The organism is Lentzea sp. NPDC005914, from assembly GCF_040629405.1.
Classification (GTDB): domain Bacteria; phylum Actinomycetota; class Actinomycetes; order Mycobacteriales; family Pseudonocardiaceae; genus Lentzea.
In genome coordinates this window covers 287,142-307,945 of the sequence record NZ_JBEXVQ010000009.1, presented here as the reverse complement: position 1 = coordinate 307,945, position 20,804 = coordinate 287,142, and the positions used below count along the sequence as shown (strand labels likewise).

Genomic DNA, 20,804 nt, shown 5'->3' with positions numbered 1-20,804 from the left:
CTGACCATGACCGCCTGAACGGCCATTGGCCGCAGGCGATGCCGCTGTCACCCGTCCCCGCCAACACTCTTGATCATTACGGGACAACCTTTAGACGGAATCACAGTGCCGATCGACTACCACCGCCGTCGACGACTCGCTTACGCCACACTGCTACCCGACAACCAATGGCGGCACATCTGCCACCACACCGCAAGCTTCCCAGGCCAGCAACGACGTCTACAGCTTGCGCGATGCCTGCTCTTCGAGAAGATCAGCGGAATGCCTGCCGACTGGGCGCCCGACTCATTCGCTATCAAGGACCGTACGACCCGGGCGCACTACCTGCAATTTGCTGCCCGACTCACTCCCGAACTCGCTACCCACTTCAACGAGGTAGCACAAGAATTTCTGGAGCACAACGGCATCTATGACGAGCCGGTGGAATGGGAGCCATCCACCAGCCTAATCGACGACCTCACCTTGCCCGGCCACGACCCGAACCTGGTCGAGATCACCGCACTGCACCACGTCATCGGTCAAAACCCCGGTTCACTCACTGACGCGGCACAGCACCTCGGAACCACGCTCGACATCGTTCGATACCTGCTTAGGAAATATCCCGCACCCACGCCGCCCCCGACCGAGACACGGACCCGAGCGACCGGCCACAACCGATTCAAGGCTCGCGACGCTCTTCCGAAAGAGTTGCTCGCCCAACTCTATATTGGGCAACACCTCACACTCCGCGAGATCGCCCAGCGCATTGGTGTCAGCCGCAGCACCGTCACCCGCCTATTTGGCGATTACGGCTTGAACCACGAAATACCCCGCCGGCCATCTAAGATCATGATCAGCAGAGACTGGCTCTACGACCAGTACGTCAATCGAAAGCGAGCCCTTCCCGATCTCGCCCAAGAAACGGGAATGAGCACCGCGAATATGACCCGTTGGGCCAAAACTCACGATGTGCCATTGCGTCCACCCGGAGGCGCCAGCCACAACCAGGCTCGCATCCAAGACCAGGCCACCAAAGCGCCCCTCATTCTGCGGCCCGCATTCGTCGGCGCGGGAGCATGGGACCGACTGATCCGGTTCGCCGCCGTCTCTCGCTACCGCACCATCACCGAAGCCGCCAAAGCGCTCGGCCTACATCAAAGTGCGCTGACCGCCCAGATCGACCGGCTCGAACGCGACCTCGGCGGATCACTCCTGGAGCGTGCCCAACGCGCGCACCCCATGCAGCTCACACCTCTCGGGCGCAAGGTCAGAGCCGCCGTCTTGCAGCACCGCCGATCTGCGGGCTCCAGCACCTGACCGCACAAACTCGTCCGGCACAGCCGGTATCCATGACCGGGCTCGCCACACCTGAACGGAGTTCTGGCACGCGGGCAATTAGGCAGCAGCATTGCGTTCCGGTTTCCCGTAGAGCAGAGTACGTGCGTTCATGTCTATGCGGACCGTACCTCCGCGGTGCACGGTGAGTTGTTCGAACACCTTGTAGCCCGCAAGAATCGCGTACTGCCAATCCTGCGCGGATCGTCGCGATACCTCAAGATGGGACGTCATCGCCTGACAGTTCTTCAATATTTCCATGGGAACAGTGGAACTACTCCGGAAGTAACTGTGAGCGCGAGCGGCCGAAAATACGTAGGCACTGAGCCCTTCCTCCACTGCGATTGCGCGTCCGCCATCTTGAATGCGGTCGATGTCACGGTCCGTACTGCGTTTGACACGCAGGAGGCTACGCATGACTGGCGACCATCCGAGTACCGCCATATGGGCTAGATGAAACACATCGTGATAACGGTATTCGTCATCATCATCGCTATTATCATCGAGCGGGTCCCCCACGGCACTGTCGCCTCTGTGGATGCGGACGACAGGAACAGGTGTGCTTCCCCGCTCTCGGTCAAGAGTCTCGCTAAACGTAACGTCCAGAGTACGGGGCAACTGTTCAGCCGTCGCTACGCTTTCGTCAAATAGTTCATGCGAAGGCGGTGTCGACGGGCACAGGAACCGCTCACGGGTCTTGCGAATATTGTCTGCCAGGATTTCTTCCAGACTCAGATTACATCGACGAGCCAGAGCTGTTGCATACCAGAATACGTCGCCAAGTTCTTCACGGACTTCATCATCAAAAGCACGATAGCCAGTCTTATCCCGCTGTATTTTCTTATACTGAGCAACCAGGCTGCCAATCTCGCCAGCCAGTCCCAGCATAGGAAGAACGACGTCGTCAGCAGGAAGCACATCAGTCTCCGCAACCGCATCTTCATAATCAGCGAGATTCATTGTGCTTCCTTTCGGCGCATTCAAAACCTATGATGCAATATTGATCACGGCAGCCTGTGGGACAAAAGCGATTAGGTAAGCGAGAGGAAGCCAGCAGTAGCCTCCAACTCCCCAGTAGTCGCCCCAGCTGTTGCGGATGAGCAGGCGACGCCCAAGCTCCTGATCCGTGGCAGCGCCAACGCACAACACGGCGTGGTAGTCGCCGTTGTGAGCGCGAATGTTGGGCAAGTCGACGTGTCCGTCGTCTCTAGGGTCATAGAACTCATCGGTGACCTCTACCAGCAGGATCACGGGGCTACCGGCAGCGAGAAAGTCCTCAAGCTCGTCTTCAACGCCATCGTTGGCTAGATGCAGCTCGCGAAGGAGGCCGGTTTGCCAGGGCGGTGCCCCTGCAGTGTCTGGGGGCTGTTCAGTAGCAATTCCCAGCCGATCGTTATACGGCCAGTGCGACATGGGAGGCTGTCCCACTTGCGATAGGGCACCACCTCCATCGAGAAGCAGCATTCCCTCTGGTCCAGTCTGCCCTTGTCCTGTGCAATGCCACCAAATTGGCTCAGGAGCCAAGGGCTGAGGAGCTGCGCCTGTAGTACTGCGGGCTGCTTCATGCGCGCCTGCAATAGCGAAGGGAACACAAGTTGGGCGCGGCCCCTGAGTAATGATCTCAGGCGCGAGCAGCGAACGCAGATCGACATCTGCGCGGGCCCGGGACGCTGCTAGGCGCGCCATACGGGCAGCGGCACCTCGAGCCTGCTTGATCTGAGGTGTTACCGATCGTGCGCTCACAGCCTGTTCTCATCTCCCGCGTCTGGCATCGGGCCAGTCTGGTCGTCATCAAGTTCAATGTCGATCAGCTTGCGCCTGTTAAGAACCACTGGTGGTGGTTGCACATTCGCTACGATGGTGTAGGTAGCGGCTGGCGGCGTACGCGGATCGTGAGTAGCTGCATAATGCAAAATAAATGTGAAATTTCCTTCGTCTTGCGCCCTAACAGCTAGCCAACGGCGCCCGGTAGCCCCGGCACCGGGTGCACGTTGATCTGCCGAAACAGTGTCAGAGGGAAGGAAGGCGGTCGGTGAAATTTCGGCGCCGGCGTTCCGGCGACGCAGTGCCGCAGCACCGCGGGGAATCACCTTCGCCCAGCCGGGTTGATAGTCGTCGGAGACGACGACAAGGCCCTCATGATCGGATTGAGCGATCTTAGTGCTATTCATGGCGTCTTGCTCGTTCGCCGCTTCGCCCTCGTCGGCATGATCCTCGCTTGCGGCCTTTTTCCTAGCATCGGGCAGTAAAGCCAAAGCTGCGGTGATGTCAGCACCTGTACGCCGCGGGGCTTCCGAGCTTGGCTCTGCTGGTACCGGGGTCGCGGTAGGCAGGGCGAAGGCGGGGGGCGCAGGCTTTCGTTGCAACGTAGCCCGCCTGGTGTTGGAGCTGATATCAAGCCATCGATGGCCGGACGTGCGGTTTTCGGGTAGGTCGATAATGATCTCGTCGTCAAGCACAACGTCGATTTGATGATGCATGGAATCTTCATTAATCGGCCACACGTCTGCATTGCCAACCTTTGGACGATGACCATGCGCAAGTTCGGTTTTGATTCGCAGCAGCGGCACCTGCATCAGCGCGTCACGCTGATCATCGCCAATGATGTTCAGGTTTGCCGCCTGGCGCAACGCCGCTTCATAACTGACTCGCATATCGCGGGCCATCAGATAGACCTGCGCAGGAGTAACCGCCGCCGAGCGGCGTACACCATACCTACTCGCCATTACATGTACCAGAGGTGGGGGCATTAGCAGGTAGGAAGCGAACCATTGAGCGAGCCGTTCACGCTCGTCTGCCTCAGGGTTCATGATGTCGTCGTTTGTATCGAACGCAGGCTTGTTGTGGTCGAGTACCAGGTGGCCGATCTCGTGCGCAGCTGTGTAGCGCTGGATCGTTGGCGTTCGCTCGGTTGTGATCATGATGCCGCTGTCCCCTTCGGGGATGACCACGCCCAGCAATGTCTTCAAAGGCCGAAATACGAGCCATACTCCCAATTGGGCAATAGCGTCGAAGACATCAATGGGTTGTTCTTGGTCAACGCCGAGGTTGTCCAGGAGTTCAGCGGCTGCTTGTAGGGCTCGCCGCCGCCGGGCCACAAAGGGTGGAGTGGACATCATGCATCCCCTGGCTCTGCCTGTTCACTGCTCCGACCGAACGCCGCAGGAGCTGCGCGGCGTCGATGTGTTCCAGGAGGTGGGCCGGCAGCGGCGAGGAACTGCGCGAATCGCAGCACCTGCTCCTTATCGTCGTCGGAGAGATCGGCTGTCGCCCGGTACAAGGCGCTGTCCACTGCGACGTCGTCTTCCTCTTCGCCGAGCAGCCATTGCACATTGCGCCGATATAGCCGAGCCAAACGTCGTAGCTCGAGCGCGGTGACGTTCCGACGACCTGCCTCCATCGCGATAACGCTGGTGCGAGGGATCCCAAGGGCACCTGCGACGTCGTCTTGGGTCAGGCCGAGCGTGTCCCGCGCAGCGCGCAGACGCTTGCCGACAACTTGCTGTTCAGTCAGTCCGGATTCTCCTACTGGCGGGCTTGTGGTCATGTTCTTTGAGGAAGGCGAATGCAGGCCACCTCGTGGGGCGGCTGCGTCACTGGTGTCCATGGGACGTACTTCCTACTCCAACGACGAAGGCGAGGGCCCAGCGGTCCTCATGAGTGAGCGAAACTGACCAGGTGTCTAGTCCCAACGCCTGAGCTCGTTCCAATGCGTGGCCGCGTAGCACCAGGGTCGGCATCTCGCCTTCGACAGCGGCTACCTCGATCTCAAGCGGGCTGATCTGACCTACTCCTTGGCCAAGTGCTTTCATCGTTGCTTCCTTCGCGGCCCACCTCGTGGCCAGCCGCTCAGGACGCCGGGCACAGTAGAGACGCTCAGTGCGCGTCCAGGAGCTGTCCAGGAATTCATCTCCAGTCAGCTCAACCATTCGGGCCAGCCTGTTGACGTCGACCATGTCAACGCCGGTCCGCATCAGCATGTCGGTCACGTCTGCAGCACCGTGCTGTGGGCCGAATCGATTAGATCTTGAACGCCACGCTTGCCGCCGAAATGTTGCTCTTGAGTGTCAGCCAGAGTGGCCTGCACAGCTAGCTCACCAACTGCGAACCCTGTTTGAGCGGCAACGAAGCCCAGCAGCCGCGCCAGCCCGAGGAGGTTGCCGTAGGCCTTGGTGATCAAGTACTGATGCCGGTAGACGGCAAGCATGCTCAACTGGTTGGCCAGCAGCGTGAAGTCCACGTGCACCAAGCACGGAAACCCGCGCTGGCGTCGATCGGTCGTGGCATAGACCTGCAGACCAACATCGTCCACGTCGTTCGCGCTGCTATTCGCATGATCAGGTGGAGTTTCTGCCTCACCGCCGATAGCGATGTCGGACAAGTTGTGTGCACTTTTGCCTTCGCGTCGCACCTGGCGTAGGTACTTCACGCGCTCGGCCAACTGATTAATGCCGCCCGGCGCCTTGCCGGGCCAGCTGATCATTCGACCGAAGTAGGTGCCGCGTAGGTTGCCATCCGCAGTGCACAACACAGGCAGCATCTCGCTGTACACCTCGTACAGGTCGGCTGCGGCCCTGTCCAAGTGCGCCGTGTCACTGGGACTGAGTTCAGGAGTCCAGACGAAGCCGGGATCAACGTAAAGCGTGTGGGGAAAGATCGTGGCGGCGACGGTGTCCACAGTATGGATCGTGCCGCTCTTGTGCTTACCAGGCACGAGAATCGTGTCAACAGCAGCCCGAACCAATGGGTCCTCAGGCGCTTGCGGGTCCGTGACAGTGGTGAGCACGTTTGTACGGCGCCCGCCGCGGTCATGCACCAACTGCAAGGTGTCCAGCCAGGCACCACTCAGGTTGCCAGAAGGGGAGACGTAGTCGCTCATGCTGCACCCGCGATCGACGCGGTGCACTGTTTGATCAAACCGGCGACACCGCCGACGCTGCGCAAACTGTCTCGGTCGACCTGGGATAGCCGAACAAGGCGTCGGCCGAGCGCTTTGCCCACTGTAGAGATGATCCAGACTGCGGTCATGCTGTCTATCGACAGAGTTGAGTCCGTGTGGGTTGGGCCGCTGACCAGCTCCTGGAGCGTGCAACGTCGGAGGCACGTCAGCATCTCCAACACTTGTTCCTGGAGGTCGGTCTCGCTCATGGCCTGAAGCGCAACGGGATCCAGCTCAAGGTCTGACGGTCCGCGCCCACCGCTGGTGGCGGGCACCTGTGCACCTGCTCCGGCTGGAGTGGGTGCGGAGAAGAACAGCGGGGCACCTGCCGAACCCTCAACGTTCTCGTTCATGTACACGAGTGTCAGATAATCCGACATTACTGTCAAGGGTGGAACGTCAAGTCGGGTCGTCGGAAGCCTCTGACAGCAGCAGGCCAGCGGCACTCAGGTGCTCGAGCAGGAACTCGGTGACCTCGTCGGGCTCCGTAGCCGGAACCGTCACGGTGATGTTCGAGTACTGAGCGGCCAAGTGCGCGTAGCCCCTGCGAACATCGTCGCGGTTCAGCGCATCCTCGACGTAGGGCGTGGTGAAGAGGAAGACCATGTCGGCTCGTTGCTGCGACCAGACTGCATCGATCAGTCCGAAGAACGCCGTCTCCGTCATGCCGACTTCGGCAAGGCGGCCCCCGAACCAGCCGTAGGCCACGGTCGACCACCACCACCGGTCCAGGATCAGGCCGCCGGCACCACGGGCACGTGTCAAGGCTGGCATGTTCTCTGCGTGGCAAGCCAGATGCAGTAGTTGTCGAGCGAGCGGCGAGGAGATCGCGGTGTCCTCGGTGAGGCGATATATACCCTCTGTCAGCTGCGTCAAACCCGATGGCATGTGTGCAAAAACGGGTTCCGGAACGCACCAATCCAGGCTCTTCAGGCGGTCTCGTTGAGTTGTCTTTCCAGCGCGGTCAAGACCTTCGAGCACAATAAGGCAGCCTGGTGCTAGCCGTACTCGCGTCACGGTGCCTCCTCCGCAGCGAGATTCTCACGGCGTCGGGCACGGTCAGGGCAGCAGGTTCCACTTGGGTGGAAACCAGGCGCGCACCGGCTCGGTCACCGGAGAGAACAGCTGCTTGATCCGGCTGCGGCCGCTATGGCCCGCAATGCCAGGGTGAGCCACACGGGCGTACTTGTCTACCTCGCAGAACAGGTTCTGACAGTCGATCAGCTGCAGGGGTCGCCCGTGGAGACCTGTGAACACGAGCCCTAGGCGGGTGAAGTGCTCCTGCTGGTGCTCAGCCATGTAGGCGATGACCTGATCCTCGATGCCGTCAGCAGCAGGACCAAAGCACTTTCTGATGCCGTCTTTGGAGCCTGGACCAGCGACAACAAACTCCATCTCATCGAAGTCGAACACCGCTGAGTAGTTGAGGTCGATGGCGAACTGGAAGGCTAGGAAGTCGCCCATTGCGGGATAGGAGCGCAATACCTCGAAAGCTGTCCGCAGCGAGCCACCTTCAGCGATCTTCCCACCAATGTCAGTGGTCATCATCATTTCCAGCAATCGCAAGTGATTGCTGTGCTTACGGTCACCCCCCAATCGCGGAGGAGGGATCACATACGCGGCTGAGTACAACTTGCGACCCGAGGCAAAAGCTGCGGTAAGCACGTCGTCATAGGCGGCGTAACTGAAGTTTTTCCAAGCGATCTCCCCGAAAGCATTCTCAAGAAGATTCCACGTCGACACTCGATTGAACATCTTGAACAGCAACGTTCGGAACACCACCTCCTCCAGCTCCTGCGAGCCCGCGTAGGAGATGTTCCGGATGAGGTATTGCGAGACCCGGTCCGCAGCTCGGTAACAGTTTGTGAACCTGTGCCTGAGCAGAATTGGATCGTCGGTCCAAGGACCCGCTTTGCCAGCCACACGAGCTTGGTAGACCGCGTGCCGCCGTGCCGCGAATCGCCAGTAAGTGTCGAACACCGGCGTGGGATGAAGAGCACGTCCAGCCACCTGAATTGGCTGCGGTGCTGAGTACTCAGGTTCACGGAACGACGAGCTCGGCATCGCTAGCTCTAGCTCGCCCTGCCACGCACCAGCCGTCGCCGTAGCACCCATTGCCAACCGCCTCCACTGCTGTGTGACGCGATTCGCGTCACACGCCATACTACACAGGTGAAGGGTGACGAGCGAGAGCTGCTGAGAGCACGGTCAGCGGCGATCTTCGGCAACCGCTACGTCGCCGAAGTGGTGCTCGCGGTGGCCGAGTTGGCACCACGCACTGAAGATCAAGTCACTGTTCGAATGCTTGCCAGGCGGACAGGATTGACGGACAGCCTCGTACGACCTGTGATCAAGCGTTTGGTGCAGGCCGACGTGTTGCGACCGCTGCCGCAGCAGCGTCCGCGCGGTGCCAGCTACCACCAGATCCACTTCGGACAGGGTGTGTGGGAGGCGCTGATGCGCACGTGCACCTTGTTGCGGCAATCAAGTTGATGATGCTCGGAGCCGCCTATCTCATGCCGAGGAGACCGGGCAGGCACTTCTGGCACTGTTGGACGTGCCGACACGCCGACACAGCCGTTCAGCACCAAACTCATAGTTGACTCTTCAGCCGAGTCAGACGAGAACGCGATTCGTCACCAGCGCAGCGACCACAGCTCGGATGTGCGCACCCAGATATGGTTCGACCAGTCGACTGCAGCCGGGGAAATGTCACGGGTTTGAGATTGATCATGACGACATCGCAGTGAGACAAGCCTAGAACGCGCAGGTCGCACAAGATCGACATGTCACGCGATTTGAGAACCTACATCAGGCCGGCCGGACGCGGGGACGTACCCGCCCTCGTCCGGCTGCGCCTGACCAACGCCGAACGCCACGTCGAGCTCGACCCCTCGCTCTTCCGCCTGCCCTCCGCGGACGCCGTGCGGCAGCACTTCGACGAGGTCCTCGACCGCGCGCTGATCACGGTGGCCGAGGTGGAGGGCGAGGTCGTCGGCATGGCCGAGGTGGTGTTCCTGCCACCGCCGCCCGACCACCAGATCCTGGTGCCGCGCCGCACCGCCGACGTCCACACGGTGGTGCTCGACGGGTTCCGCGGCCGTGGCATCGGCAAGGCGCTGGTCGCCGCCGCACAGCAGGTGGCGAGGGCTCACGGCGCATGGACGCTGTTCGCCACCATCTTCGCCCCGAACGACGATGCCGTCGCCTTCTACTCAGGGCTGGGGTTCGGTCCGCACGGAATTCTGCTGGCCAAGCCGTGCGACTGACGGTCCTCGGCAGCTGCGGTGCCTACCCGGAACCGGGCAGGGCGTGCAGCGGGTTCGCGGTCGAGGACGCCGGCTACCGGGTGGCACTGGACCTCGGCTACGGCACGTTGCCACGCCTGCTGGACCTGTGGCCTGCCGGTCCGGACGCCGTCGTGATCACCCACGAGCACCCCGATCACTGCGCTGACCTGCACGGTTTGTTCCGCACGCAGTACTACGGGCGACGGGGAAAGCTGCCGTTGTACTGCCCGGCGGGCGTGCTCGACCGCCTGCAGGGCCTCGAACCCGAGGTGTCGCTGCACGAGGTCTTCGACGTCTTCGCGCTGCCTGGCGAGTGGACCGTCGGTCCGTTCAGGCTGACGGGTGTCGACCTGCCGCACTTCGTCCCGAACGCGGGCGTTCGCCTGGAGTCGTCCCGCGTTCTCGCGTACACCGGCGACACGGGTCCGTCACCCGCGCTGGCAACGCTGGGCCGGGACGCGGACCTGTTCATCGTCGAGGCCACCGACCGGCCGGGTGACACGTCGGGCCTGCTGATGACGTCGGCCCAGGCCGGTTCGTGGGCGCGAGAGGCCGGTGCCCGCCGCCTGCTGCTGACCCACTTCTGGCCGGGCAACGACCGGTTCGCCGCGATGGCCGCAGCTCGCGAAAACTTCACCGGAGAGATCTTCACCGCCTCCGAAGGTGATGTTTACGCACTTGGATGACGTCAGGACACGTTGACGGATGCCATTTGTCAGCCTAGCCTGACAAATGTGGACGAACTCACGCGTCAGATCAACTCCGTCGACCCCGCCGTCAGCCTCAGGGCCGTCGGGGCACTGCGCCGCCTCGCCGAACAGGTCGAGGCGACCTCGGTGGCCCGGGCCAGGGAGCAGGGCTGGTCGTGGGAGCAGATCGGCGACGCGCTGGGCATGTCCCGTCAGTCCGTGCACGCCAAGTACAGGGGGACACCGTGAAGCTCGCCAAGTCGGTTCGCGCCCGCGTGATCATGGCCGCGATGGCAGAAGCCCAACGCCGAGGCGATCGCCGCCTTTCCACCGAGCACCTGCTCCTGGGGGTGCTGCACGAACCGGAAGCCGTGACGGCCCTGGGCGTCGACCTCGCCGCCGCCCGAGCGGGCCTCGACTCCCTCGACCACGCCGCGCTCGCGGCGATCGGCATCAACACCGGTGAGTTCGCGCCGGCCGCCGTTCCCGCGGCGACCAAGCGGCCGCCGTTGACCACCGCCGCCCGAGCCACGTTGCTGCGCGCGGTCAAGCCGGCGCCGCGCGTCAAGGCGACCCACCCGACCGCCGGGCAGTTCGTGCTCGCCCTGCTCGCCAACGACCAGCCCGACCCGGCCGCCGACCTGCTGGCCCACCTCGGCGTCGACCCGGCCGCCGTGCGCGCCCGTTTGTCATGAACCGGCCGGCGCTCTGCGGTGTGATCGCGGGCCCGCTCTTCGTCCTGACGTTCCTGGTCAACGGTGCTCTGGTCGCCGGCTACTCGCCTCTGCGGCACCCGGTCAGCTCGTTGCAGCTGGCGAGCTGGGTGCAGTCCGCGAACTTCGTCGTGACCGGCGTGCTCATCGTGGCGTTCGCCGTCGGCACCCGGCCGGGCTTCTGGGGAACGCTCCTCATCGGCGCGGTCGGTGCGGGCCTGGTGGGCTCCGGGATCTTCACGACCGACCCGGTCAGCGGCTATCCGCCGGGAAGTCCTGCCCTCTCCGACTACACCTGGCACGGCCAGCTGCACGACCTGTTCGCCATACCGACGTTCGTGGGCTGGCCCATCGCCTGCTTCGTACTGGCCCGCCGCTTCCGCCCGCTGTACTCGATCGCGACGGGCGTGGCGTTCGTGGCGATGTTCGTCCTGACCAACGCCGCGTTCGCCCAAACGCCGGGCCTCGTCGAGTTCGGTGGCCTGTTCCAGCGCCTCACGATCACGATCGGGTTCACCTGGCTGACGCTCTTCAGCGCGTCAATGCTGGTCAAGCGGCCTGACCTCGACTAGACACGATCTGTGCTGCACGACCCGCTCACGGGCCTGCCCGGACACGCACTGCTGCTCGACCGCCTGGAGCAGTCACTGATTCGCGCCCGGACGCGCGGCACGCTCGTGACACTGGTCCTGATCACGGCACCGGACTCGCTGTTGGACGCGGCTCGCGTGCTCCGCGCGGGCCTGCGCCCGGACTTCACCGTCGCCCGCTACCGCGACACGGTGCTGGCCGTTCTCGCCGAGCACGACTTCGGTGACGGCTCGCCGATCTCGTCGCTGATCAGGCAGCTGGTCGGCGACAGCCCGCACATCCACTGGGTGACGAGCGACGGTGACAGCGCGCCGGACGACATGATCGCCACCGCCGAGAACTCCTGAAGACGGCACTGAGCCCCGAAGACACCGTCGCGTCTTCGGGGCTCAGCTTCTTACCGGAGGAGGGTGTTACAACTTGCGGGGTGTTACAGCGAGCCGGTCACGCGCTCGAACACGTTGGCCGGGTCGATCATGGCGAGCGCCGGAGCGTTCAGCGGCAGCTGCGGGAGCGCGCGCTCCTGCGGGGCCAGGCCCTGGGTCGGGTTCAGGTTGAGACCCGAGATGGAGGCCGGGCCGTCCAGCGGCAGCGCGGGCAGCGAACGCTCGGTCGGGAGCGCGGGCAGCTGCACCGGCACCGGCAGGGCCGGAGCGGTGAACGGCAGGGACGGCAGCGAGCGCTCAGCCGCGGCACCGGGGAGCAGACCCTGGGCCGCCGCCAGCACCTGGCCCAGGGGCAGGCCCTGGACGTTCGGCGTGATGCCGGCGGTGCCACCGTTCAGCGGGAGGTTCGAACGCTCCTGCGCGAGGGCGGGCAGCTCCGGGGTGGGCAGCTGACCTGCGGCCGGCAGCTGGCCGACGGGCAGCTCCGGGGTCGGCAGCTGACCGGCCAGCGCGGTGAGACCGGACGGGCTGGGCAGCGTGTTCACCGGCAGCTGGTCGATGCCGTGGAACGCCGGAACCTCGTCGGCCTTCATCAGGCTGTCCACGCCCTTGGGGAGGTGGATGCCCTTGAGCTGGGTGGCACGCAGGGTGCCCTCCTGCTCGCCGGTGGACTGGGTGTCCAGGCTCGTGCCGGTGGTGGTCGCCTGGCCGAGAACCTCGACGGGGATGCGCGCGACGTTGGCAGCGGCCTCGACCGGCACCGTCATCTCGCGGGCGGTCAGCGGGCCGGAGCCCTCCGTCACCATGTTGCCGCCGGCGACGGTGTTCGACGTCTCGTCGGTGGCCGTGGTGGCGTTGCCCGCCGCCGCGACCGCGTCCGCGTACACGCCGGCCAGGGCGTTGGCGGGGACGTGGATCAGGTTGCCGGAGACCGAGGCGTCCTCGGCGTGGGTAGTGCTGTCCGCACCGGAGACGACGTTGGTGTCGCTCACGACGTCGGAGTTGGTGATGCCCGCCGCGGAGACGGTGTTGCCCGGCAGCAGCGGCGACACAGCAGGCTGCGCACCGATCAGGTTGCCGGACACCGAGCCGCCGTCGGCGCTGCTGACGACGTCGCCGCCGGCGACCGAGTCGAGGTCGTTGGTGGCAGCGGAGTTGACGTTGCTGCCGCCGCCGACCGACCAGCCGAGCACCTGGGTGCCGGTGGCGACCGGAGCCGAAACGACGTTGCCCGCGATAGAGCCCTGGTCGCCGTCGGTCTTGGCGTCGCCGCCCGCCAGCATGTCGGTGGCGTTCGCGGCCTTGGTGTCGTTGTTGCCCACCAGGGTCGCGCCGTCGCCGAAGACCTGGGCCGGAGTCGAGGTCGGGACCTGGACGATGTTGCCGGCGACCGAGCCCTTCTTGCCCGAGGCGAGAGGCGCCTGGCCCGCGGTGACCGAGGTGTCGTTGGACGAGTCGGACACGGTGTTGCCCACCACGCCCGCGGTCACGGCGAACACCTGCGGCGCGATGGCCGTGGGTGCGGTCACGATGTTGCTCGAGACCGTGCCGCGGTCATCGATCGTGTTGGGCTTGCCGCTGGAGCGGACGTCCTTGACCTCGTCGGCCGAGCCCGCGGCGTTGCCGGCGGCCGCGGCGGCGAGGCCGTAGACCTCGGGCGTGGCGGCGAGCGGGGTCTGGACGATGTTGCCGGAGCCGGTCGAGTTGTCGCCGAAGGTGCCCTGGTAGCCACCGGTGGTCGACTTGACGTCGTTCTCGCAGGTGCCCGCGGCCTGGCCGACCAGGGTCGCGCCGTTGCCGCACACGTCCGTGGCGGTGGCCGGGGGGACGTCCGCGATGTTGCCGGACAGCACCGAGTCGTTGCCGAGGGTGTAGGTCGGGCCACCCGCGGTCGACGTGGCGTCGTTCGAGTGGTCCGTCAGCGCGTTGCCGACGAGCGAGCCACCGTTGCCGCCCGCGGCGACGGGCAGCGAGATGGGCGCGACGGCGACGTTGCCGGAACCGGTGGAGCCGTCGCCTCGGGTGACCTTCTCGCCACCGGCGGTCGACTCGTTGGTCGTCTTGCTGACCGCGGTCGAGTTGGCGCCCGCGGCGGCCGCGTTGTCGTCGACCGTGATCGGGCCGGCGAGCGCGGGCTCGACGATGTTGCCGGCGAGCGTGGACGGGTCACCGTTGGTGTGCGTGGTGCCACCGGCGTAGGCGGTACCGGACTGGACCGAGTCGGTCGCCGCGTTCGCCGCACCGCCGACCGCGTTGCCGTTGACCTCGAACAGCGGGGCCAGCGGGATCGGCACGGCGTTGCCGGAGATCGAGCTGTTCTTGCCGCTCGTGCGGATGTCGCCCTCGGAGGAGGCGAACGTGTCGGCGGCCGACTTGGCGGCGGCGATACCGGCCGCGCCCACGCCGTTGCCGGTGATCTGGACCGGCGTCGCGCCGTACTCGGAGACGACGTTGCCGGAGACAGCGCCCTTTTCACCGCTCGTGGTGATGGGGCCGCCGGTCGTCGACACCTGCGAGGCGTCGGTCGAGGTGGCGGCGTTGCCACCAGCGGCGATCGCGTTGCCGGTGATCTGGACCGGCAGGATGTGGTTGACGGCGACGACGTTGCCGGCCAGTGCCTGGCCCGCGCCGTCGGTGACGATAGTGCCGTCGCGGTGCGTCTCCTGCGTGCAGTCGCCGGCGGCCTCGGTGTTGGCGAGGACCGCGATCGCGTTGCCGCAGATGTTGATCGGCACATCGACGTGCGCCTGAACCGTGTTGCCGCGCACCAGGTTCTGCAGTGCGGTGCCCTGCAGGCGCTCGCCTGCCTGACGGATCAGCGGGTTCGCGACGGGCGCAGCCGTGCGGGTGGGCACCGCGCTGGTGGCGCGGTCCGTGCTGATCGTGCGGTCGATCTTGGGAACAGTCAGTTCCTTGACCGGGGTGCCCAGCTTGTTCTGGTCGGCCTTCAGCGGAACCGATGCGGCAACGTCGACAGCGGGGGGTGCTGCGTCCGGGTCGACGTTCTCCTGGGCAGAAGCGATGCCCGTACCGAGCATCAGCAAACCACCAGTGACAAACGCGGTCTGAAGTCCGCGCTTTGCCCAGGTCTGCATTAGATCTCCTTCATCGATTTCCCGTCCAAGCGACGGGGGCTCAAGGGGGTGGGGCCGAAACGCGCAGGGGAGGGCGCGTCATCACCGGGGGAGTCGCACGCGGTGATCGACCTGTATGAGCGCAAGAAAGAAGCGCGACGGTCGACTTCCGGACAGCCTGGGGAAGGTGGCTGCCGCGGACCGCGCGCTGGAATCAGTCGGGGTTGATACCGGGCTGCTTGCCCGGCGTCACGGTGACCTCGTCAACCGACGGCGCGAGAGCGCGCGTCGACGAGATGCCGTGAGCGTTGCCGGGCGCAGCGAAGGCAGCGATCGTGCTGCCCTTTGCAGAACCAGAACCGTCGTTGCACGAAGAGCACTGCACCGGCGCGGGGGCCGGGACGGGCAGCTTCGGGAACGGGTTGCTGGGCAGGGACGGAAGCTCCTCGGAGGGCACGACGAAGTCGTTGCGCTCCAACAGGTCCGTCCACATGACACCGGACGGGCCGGTGTTCTGCGAGACCACCGGTGCCGGCGACTGTCCGGCATCGGCGGGGGAAGCCGGGATCTCCGGGAAGGTCACGTCCATGGACCGCTCGGTGGCGGGAGCCTGGGACTGACCGATCCTGGTGACCTGCGGCAGGATCCGTGCGGCGATCTGGTCGACCGCCTGCGACACCTGCACGGCCGGCAGCGCGACACGAGCCTTTTCCTGCTCGGTGCGCAACGTTTCGTCGATCTTGTGCACTGCGGTGGCAGCGGGGACGACGACCGGCAGCTTCTCGTCCGTCTTGGCGACGATCTTGCTGACGACGTCGAACTGCTGCGTGTCATCGGCAGCGTGCGCCGATGCCGTGGTGAGGGCCCATGCGACGGCCGTTCCCGCGATCGCACCGCCGACAGCGAGCAGCGCTCGGGTGGCGAACCGGCGGATGCCGTTCGCTCCCGTCTTCGCTCGCAGATCGGTGGAGAACAATGCAGGAAACCTCGCTACTCGGTGCCACTCAAGGGAATCGCCGACGATCAAGGTGATCAAGTCGACGTCGGCGACTCTGCCAGTCCCACTGCCCCGAATGCACGCTCAGAGCGCTCGGTTAACCACATCGTGTGAACGAACCCTCCAAGATCAAACTCTCTTGAGCACGCGGGCCGCCCCGGCCGCCGCCGTCGACGCCAGCACCCAGCCTACCGCCACGAGCAGCCCGGAGATCCACTGGGACGCGCCCGTGAACTGCCATCTCCCGTCGTGGCCGAAGTCGACGATGGGCAGCAGCAGGTCGAGCGAGAGGAGCCAGGCGTTCCACACCGGGTCCTCGTCCTTGTTGAGCTTGACCATCGGGTGCCAGTTGAACCACAGCGCGCCACCCAGCCAGAACACGCCGAGCCAGCAGATCGCGAGCCACGGCCGGTAGCCGTAGCCGACCGTCCACCGCTGCACCGCGCCCCAGACCCGTCCGGCGCGGCCGAGCTCGGAGTAGCGCCGCCGTTGCTTCTCCAGCTGGACCTTCTGCGCGAGCTCCTCCTCACCGCCCTGCTGGTAGACGGCGGCGAGCTGCTCGTACGGTCCCGGCGCGAAGTCCGGCTGCACCTTGAGCAGCCACTGCAACCGGGTCTGCACCGGCACCTCGGGGTCGGCGGTGATGCCCTCGAACGTGAAGTCGTCCACGGCGACGCCGCCCTCGGCGTCCCACAGCCCCGGCCCGTCGGTCACCGAGACCGCCTTGAGCCTGCTGAGCACGACCTTGCCCTTGGGCTGCTGGCCCGCGGGGATGTGCAGCCGGAACTGGTGCACGGTGAGGCCGTACGCGTTGAGCGCGATGTCCGCGGTGGTCGAGCCGAGGTGCGAGTCGCTGAACGTGGCCATCTTGCCGACCTCGCCCAGCCGGATCCGCACGCCGCCGACCGCGGTGAACCCGCGGCTGCAGAGGAGGTCCTTGCCGATCGTGATCGCACGGGCGTCGAGCGACGGCTTCTGCGTGCCGTTGGCGCGAAGTCTCGGCAACGTCAGCTCGGCGCCGGACATGTCCAACGTGGAGCCGATGTTCGCGTTCTGCAGGCGGACCGAGCCCTTGGCCTTGAGCTCGCGCAGGAAGAGCGTGCCGCCGATCTCGAGGCGGTCGGCGAACAGGACGTCGATGCCCGGCCCGTGCAGCGACACCCCGGACATGCTGGCACTGCCCTGGATGTGCGCGTTCGACAACCGGACCTGGCCGTAGGTGTGCAACGCCGGGGTGCGCGCGCCTCCGTTGGTGGCCGCACTACGGGCTTCGACATCGCCTTTGACCTGCAAGCCGTCCGCGTGGATCGCGACGGGGATGCGGTTGGTGACGTCGCCGGCGAGCTCCTCCGCGACCTCGCGCGGCCCGATCACCGCGCCGGAGAGCCTCAGGTAGCCGCCGACGATCGCGTTCGGCAGCCGGATCGTGCCAGTGCTCGTGAAGCCGTTGTCCAGCTCGACGTTGCCCTCGACCTTGATGCGGTCGGCGACCAGCGTCGCCGCCTCGTCGGCCAGCCCGTGCGGCAGGACGAGCACCTGGTTGTCGACGCGGTGGGTGGAGTGCAGGCGCGCGCCGGTGAACTCGAGGTTCCCACCGACCCGTGCGCCGTCGAGCAGCACCCGGCCGTCCGCGGTGAACCGGCCGCCCTCGGCGTTGCAGAAGAGGTTGCCCGCAACCACGATGCCGGACGCCTCCAGCGCGTCCCTGCCGGTGTTGATCAGCCGCGCGCCGCCGAGGTGGACGCTGCCGCCGATCGCGGCACCTCGCAGGCGCACCTCCCCGTTGGCTCGCATCGCGATGGCCTGGACGGATCCGCTGACCCGCAGGCGGGCGGCGAGCAGGGCGTGGTCGGTGTCGCTGCGCAGGACCGCGCCGGCGAGACGGAGTGTGCCGTCGACCGCGGCGTCGGTGAGGTCGACGGTGCCGGTGCACGTGAAGCCGGCTTCGAGCACGAGGTCGCTGAACACCCTCAGGTTGCGGCCTTGCAGGCCCGGCACGCGGGTGCCGCGCAGTCTCAGTCCGATGAGGCGGGCCATGCGCAGGTCGAGTGATTCTTCGAAGGCGCAGTGGGTGAGGTCGATGACGCGGGTGACGCGGGTTCCTTCGAGTTCGAACTTTCCGGTGATCCGCGCGTTTCGCAACCGCAGCGCTGGCAATCCCTTGCGCGGTACGCGGTACATGCCGGTCAGCAACCCGGTGAGCACTTCGCCGCGGACGCTCTGTCCGGTCAGGTCGATCTCGGTGCCGCCCGCGTAGGCCCCGGCGACCTGGCGTTCGACGTCGGTCAAGTCATCCGGCTTGATCACTTTCGTCCTCCCCTGACGAGGAGGATCATCCCCATCAGGTTCCGGCTTTACCAGGGTCCGAACAGTTAACGTGAGGCCTGTGAGCGCAAACGAGACGGAGATCAGCGGTCGCGTTCCCCTGCTGCTGCGCGTAAGTGCCGCGCTGAGCTGGCGGTTCGTCGTTGTGGTGGCCGCGTTGTACGTGGTCGCGTACGTGCTGGGTTTCCTCGCTTCGATCGTGATCCCCGTCGCAATCGCCCTGCTGCTCGCCGCTCTGTTGTCCCCCGGCGTGGCGAAGCTCGTCGAGTGGCGGGTGCCGCGCGGCGTGGCGACGACGGTGATGATGATCATCGGCATCGGCGTCCTCGGCGGTGTGCTGACGTTCGTGATCAGCGAGTTCTCCCGCGGCCTGCCCGAACTGCAGTCTCAGGTGGGCGCCTCGCTCGACACGATCCAGCGGTGGCTGAAGGACGGCCCGGCGCACCTGTCCGACCAGCAGTTGCAGAACTACCTCAACGACATCGTGAAGACGATCAAGGAGAACCAGGCGGAGATCACGTCCGGTGCTCTGACGACCGCCGCGACCGTGGGCGAGGCGCTGACCGGACTGTTGCTCGCGCTGTTCACGCTCATCTTCTTCTTGCACGACGGCGACGGGATCTGGCGGTTCGTGATCCGCGTGGTGCCTCGTGACGTGCGGCCTCGTGTCGACGTTGCCGGGCGTCGCGGGTTCGGCTCTCTCGTTTCTTATGTGCGCGCCACGGCTGCTGTCGCGGTCGTGGACGCCGTCGGTGTGGGTATCGGGCTGGCGATCATCGGCGTGCCACTGGTGGTGCCGCTGTCGGCGTTGGTGTTCCTCGGTGCGTTCATTCCCATCATCGGTGCGGTGTTCACCGGTGCTGTGGCGGTGTTGATCGCATTGGTGACCAACGGGCCGATCGCGGCTCTCATCGTTCTTGCCGTGCTCATCGGTGTGATGCAGCTGGAGTCGCACGTGCTGCAGCCGCTGTTGCTGGGGCGGGCCGTGAAGCTGCACCCGTTGGCGGTGGTGATCGCCATTGCCGTCGGGTTGGTCGCGGGCGGGATCGCCGGGGCGTTGCTCGCCGTGCCGTTGCTGGCGGTGCTGAACTCCGGAATCCGGTCGCTGGTGTCGGACGCGGATGCCGAGGAGGACCCCGAGCAGGTCGACGTGCTGGATCCGCAGGACACGGCGCCCAAGGACGACAAGAGCGACAGGGTGAAAAAGCTCTAGGCCATCGACACGAGGTTGCGGCCGTACGCCTTCGCTGCCAGCAGCGCCGCGTCGGCCGCGACCAGCAGGTCCGGCAGCTCGTACCCGAACCGCGTGGTCGTGGCCACGCCGATCGACACCGTCAGCCCGCGCAGCTCGTGCGGCTTCCCGTCGGTCGCCATCGTCGGCACCCGAAGCGCGGCCACGGCCTTGCGCACCCGTTCCGCCACCGACTCCGCTTCGTCCGGTGAGGCCTCGGGCAGCAGCACGACGAACTCCTCGCCGCCGAACCGCCCGACGAGATCACCCCGGCGAACGGTTCCGCGCAGCAGCAACGAGATGGCGGCCAGGGCGGCGTCACCGGCCAGGTGGCCCACCTCGTCGTTGACCTTCTTGAAGTGGTCGAGGTCCAGCAGCATCACGGCCATCGGGCGGACGCGGGCGGAACCCTTGGTCAGCTCGTAGCGGGCGCGGCTGTCCCAGTGCACGGCGTTGGCCAGGCCGGTCTTGGCGTCGCGCTGGGCAGAGCGGCGCCACTGCGGGAGCTGGGCGGCGCGTTCCAGGAGGGCCAGCGGCGGGCCGGCGATCAGGGCGTGGATGGCGTTCGACTCCGCCACGCAGCCCATGAGCCCGCCGATCGACACCGCGACGATGCCGAGGACGACGTCGATCGGTTCGCCGACGTTCTCCTCGAAGGTGGCGGAGGGGCGGCGAAGTTTCAGGCCGGCCGCGAGCAGGGCCGCGCGCATGGTCAGGAGCACGGTCGCGCCGAGGACCATGACCGGGAGGCTGGCGTGCGGGTTGGCCCAGCCCAGCAGGTAGCGGGTCGCGAAGACGGCGAGCGCGGTGCCGCTCAGGGTGAACAGCCAGCGGTGCGTCTCCGGGCGTTGTTCCAGCAGGCAGTGCAGGGCCGGGCCGAAGAGGAGCAGCACCAGGAGGTTCGGGGGCAGGGCGAGGATGCCCGCCGTGAGATAGGAGAGGTGTGCTGCCCACGGGTTGCGCTCGGTCTCGCCGAGGCGGTGGCTGTAGATCGAACTGCCGATGATCACGGCGCCCGCCGTGCCCGCGATGGCAGCGAAACGGCCGATCTCGGAGGGTGACGGCGTGGGCGTGCAGATGATCACGGAGGTCACGGTGGCCAGCGCGATCACGTCGATGATCAGCCAGTAGCAGAGCGCGGGCCGACGCAGTGTCCACACCGGCCAGTCGCGCACCTGTATGCCCTCCCCACCTGAACCCCGAGAGCGTCGCACATTCCTCCGTTCGGCAGAAGACGGCCACCTGGGGGTTAGCC

At 65.6% G+C, this 20,804-nt stretch carries 22 protein-coding genes; 9 read left to right on the top strand and 13 right to left on the bottom strand.

Annotated features, from left to right (window positions below; all coding sequences use genetic code 11):
• Positions 1–105 precede the first annotated feature (105 nt).
• Positions 106–1,296: a LysR family transcriptional regulator gene (locus tag ABZ345_RS16200; protein WP_359848305.1), complete on the top strand. Its 1,191-nt coding sequence runs from the start codon at positions 106–108 to the stop codon at positions 1,294–1,296.
• Positions 1,297–1,374: 78 nt separating this feature from the next.
• On the opposite strand, the gene ABZ345_RS16195 is transcribed toward ABZ345_RS16200, so the two are convergent.
• The 9 genes from ABZ345_RS16195 to ABZ345_RS16155 form a co-directional block, all read right to left on the bottom strand.
• Entirely contained in the window at positions 1,375–2,274 is a 900-nt protein-coding gene (locus ABZ345_RS16195; protein ID WP_359848302.1) for a hypothetical protein, read from the bottom strand.
• Between the two features lie 27 nt (positions 2,275–2,301).
• On the bottom strand, positions 2,302–2,727 hold the full coding sequence (locus ABZ345_RS16190) for a C1 family peptidase (protein ID WP_359848299.1): 426 nt from the start codon (positions 2,725–2,727) through the stop codon (positions 2,302–2,304).
• A gap of 326 nt (positions 2,728–3,053) precedes the next feature.
• On the bottom strand, positions 3,054–4,430 hold the full coding sequence (locus ABZ345_RS16185; protein ID WP_359848296.1) for an ImmA/IrrE family metallo-endopeptidase: 1,377 nt from the start codon (positions 4,428–4,430) through the stop codon (positions 3,054–3,056).
• On the bottom strand, positions 4,430–4,921 hold the full coding sequence (locus ABZ345_RS16180; RefSeq protein WP_359848293.1) for a helix-turn-helix domain-containing protein: 492 nt from the start codon (positions 4,919–4,921) through the stop codon (positions 4,430–4,432). Before ABZ345_RS16180 ends, ABZ345_RS16185 begins: the two co-directional genes overlap by 1 nt.
• Entirely contained in the window at positions 4,908–5,294 is a 387-nt protein-coding gene (gene acpS, locus ABZ345_RS16175) for a holo-ACP synthase (RefSeq protein WP_359848361.1), read from the bottom strand. Before acpS ends, ABZ345_RS16180 begins: the two co-directional genes overlap by 14 nt.
• Before the next feature lie 5 nt (positions 5,295–5,299).
• Entirely contained in the window at positions 5,300–6,193 is an 894-nt protein-coding gene (locus ABZ345_RS16170; protein WP_359848290.1) for a hypothetical protein, read from the bottom strand.
• Positions 6,190–6,633, bottom strand: coding sequence for a hypothetical protein (locus ABZ345_RS16165; RefSeq protein WP_359848288.1), 444 nt, complete (start codon positions 6,631–6,633; stop codon positions 6,190–6,192). The genes ABZ345_RS16170 and ABZ345_RS16165 overlap by 4 nt, the downstream gene beginning before the upstream one ends.
• A 19-nt stretch (positions 6,634–6,652) precedes the next feature.
• Positions 6,653–7,234, bottom strand: a complete 582-nt coding sequence (locus ABZ345_RS16160) for a hypothetical protein (RefSeq protein ID WP_359848285.1) — start codon at positions 7,232–7,234, stop codon at positions 6,653–6,655.
• A 78-nt stretch (positions 7,235–7,312) separates the two neighbouring features.
• Positions 7,313–8,233 (bottom strand): nucleotide kinase domain-containing protein, encoded by a 921-nt coding sequence (locus ABZ345_RS16155; protein ID WP_359848283.1) that lies wholly within the window; start codon positions 8,231–8,233, stop codon positions 7,313–7,315.
• A gap of 192 nt (positions 8,234–8,425) precedes the next feature.
• Between ABZ345_RS16155 and ABZ345_RS16150 the strand changes: the two genes are divergently transcribed.
• The 7 genes from ABZ345_RS16150 to ABZ345_RS16120 all read left to right on the top strand — a co-directional run bounded on the left by ABZ345_RS16150 (position 8,426) and on the right by ABZ345_RS16120 (position 11,883).
• Complete coding sequence (locus ABZ345_RS16150) at positions 8,426–8,746, top strand: hypothetical protein (protein ID WP_359848280.1); 321 nt, start codon at positions 8,426–8,428, stop codon at positions 8,744–8,746.
• 293 nt (positions 8,747–9,039) lie between these two features.
• Positions 9,040–9,522: a GNAT family N-acetyltransferase gene (locus tag ABZ345_RS16145; RefSeq protein ID WP_359848277.1), complete on the top strand. Its 483-nt coding sequence runs from the start codon at positions 9,040–9,042 to the stop codon at positions 9,520–9,522.
• Positions 9,513–10,229 (top strand): MBL fold metallo-hydrolase, encoded by a 717-nt coding sequence (locus ABZ345_RS16140; RefSeq protein WP_359848274.1) that lies wholly within the window; start codon positions 9,513–9,515, stop codon positions 10,227–10,229. The genes ABZ345_RS16145 and ABZ345_RS16140 overlap by 10 nt, the downstream gene beginning before the upstream one ends.
• Positions 10,230–10,277: 48 nt before the next feature.
• Positions 10,278–10,481, top strand: coding sequence for a helix-turn-helix domain-containing protein (locus ABZ345_RS16135; RefSeq protein WP_359848272.1), 204 nt, complete (start codon positions 10,278–10,280; stop codon positions 10,479–10,481).
• A complete protein-coding gene (locus ABZ345_RS16130; protein ID WP_359848269.1) occupies positions 10,478–10,927 on the top strand; it encodes a Clp protease N-terminal domain-containing protein in 450 nt (149 codons plus the stop codon). The genes ABZ345_RS16135 and ABZ345_RS16130 overlap by 4 nt, the downstream gene beginning before the upstream one ends.
• On the top strand, positions 10,924–11,517 hold the full coding sequence (locus tag ABZ345_RS16125; protein WP_359848266.1) for a DUF998 domain-containing protein: 594 nt from the start codon (positions 10,924–10,926) through the stop codon (positions 11,515–11,517). Before ABZ345_RS16130 ends, ABZ345_RS16125 begins: the two co-directional genes overlap by 4 nt.
• A gap of 9 nt (positions 11,518–11,526) precedes the next feature.
• Positions 11,527–11,883 (top strand): hypothetical protein, encoded by a 357-nt coding sequence (locus tag ABZ345_RS16120; RefSeq protein WP_359848263.1) that lies wholly within the window; start codon positions 11,527–11,529, stop codon positions 11,881–11,883.
• A gap of 83 nt (positions 11,884–11,966) precedes the next feature.
• Here the strand turns inward: ABZ345_RS16120 and ABZ345_RS16115 are convergent, their stop codons facing one another.
• From ABZ345_RS16115 to ABZ345_RS16105, 3 genes are all read right to left on the bottom strand, one after another.
• Complete coding sequence (locus ABZ345_RS16115) at positions 11,967–15,017, bottom strand: chaplin family protein (RefSeq protein WP_359848260.1); 3,051 nt, start codon at positions 15,015–15,017, stop codon at positions 11,967–11,969.
• 193 nt (positions 15,018–15,210) lie between these two features.
• On the bottom strand, positions 15,211–15,972 hold the full coding sequence (locus ABZ345_RS16110) for a hypothetical protein (RefSeq protein WP_359848257.1): 762 nt from the start codon (positions 15,970–15,972) through the stop codon (positions 15,211–15,213).
• 150 nt (positions 15,973–16,122) lie between these two features.
• Complete coding sequence (locus tag ABZ345_RS16105) at positions 16,123–18,300, bottom strand: hypothetical protein (protein ID WP_359848254.1); 2,178 nt, start codon at positions 18,298–18,300, stop codon at positions 16,123–16,125.
• Positions 18,301–18,379: 79 nt separating this feature from the next.
• On the opposite strand from ABZ345_RS16105, the gene ABZ345_RS16100 reads away from it, so the two are divergent.
• A complete protein-coding gene (locus ABZ345_RS16100; protein ID WP_359848251.1) occupies positions 18,380–19,531 on the top strand; it encodes an AI-2E family transporter in 1,152 nt (383 codons plus the stop codon).
• Here ABZ345_RS16100 and ABZ345_RS16095 read toward each other — a convergent pair.
• The gene (locus tag ABZ345_RS16095; protein ID WP_359848248.1) at positions 19,528–20,724 is read right to left on the bottom strand and encodes a diguanylate cyclase; all 1,197 of its coding nucleotides are present in this window, start codon (positions 20,722–20,724) and stop codon (positions 19,528–19,530) included. The two genes, ABZ345_RS16100 and ABZ345_RS16095, sit on opposite strands and share 4 nt — an antisense overlap.
• Between the last annotated feature and the right edge of the window lie 80 nt (positions 20,725–20,804).

Bases quoted from the DNA above. Each gene is read 5' to 3' on its own strand.
- ABZ345_RS16180 (WP_359848293.1), bottom strand. From the start codon at position 4,921: ATGGACACCAGTGACGCAGCCGCCCCACGAGGTGGCCTGCATTCGCCT.
- ABZ345_RS16125 (WP_359848266.1), top strand. From the start codon at position 10,924: ATGAACCGGCCGGCGCTCTGCGGTGTGATCGCGGGCCCGCTCTTCGTC.
- ABZ345_RS16190 (WP_359848299.1), bottom strand. From the start codon at position 2,727: ATGTCGCACTGGCCGTATAACGATCGGCTGGGAATTGCTACTGAACAG.
- acpS (WP_359848361.1), bottom strand. From the start codon at position 5,294: ATGCTGATGCGGACCGGCGTTGACATGGTCGACGTCAACAGGCTGGCC.
- ABZ345_RS16165 (WP_359848288.1), bottom strand. From the start codon at position 6,633: ATGTCGGATTATCTGACACTCGTGTACATGAACGAGAACGTTGAGGGT.
- ABZ345_RS16195 (WP_359848302.1), bottom strand. From the start codon at position 2,274: ATGAATCTCGCTGATTATGAAGATGCGGTTGCGGAGACTGATGTGCTT.
- ABZ345_RS16115 (WP_359848260.1), bottom strand. From the start codon at position 15,017: ATGCAGACCTGGGCAAAGCGCGGACTTCAGACCGCGTTTGTCACTGGT.
- ABZ345_RS16145 (WP_359848277.1), top strand. From the start codon at position 9,040: ATGTCACGCGATTTGAGAACCTACATCAGGCCGGCCGGACGCGGGGAC.
- ABZ345_RS16170 (WP_359848290.1), bottom strand. From the start codon at position 6,193: ATGAGCGACTACGTCTCCCCTTCTGGCAACCTGAGTGGTGCCTGGCTG.
- ABZ345_RS16185 (WP_359848296.1), bottom strand. From the start codon at position 4,430: ATGTCCACTCCACCCTTTGTGGCCCGGCGGCGGCGAGCCCTACAAGCA.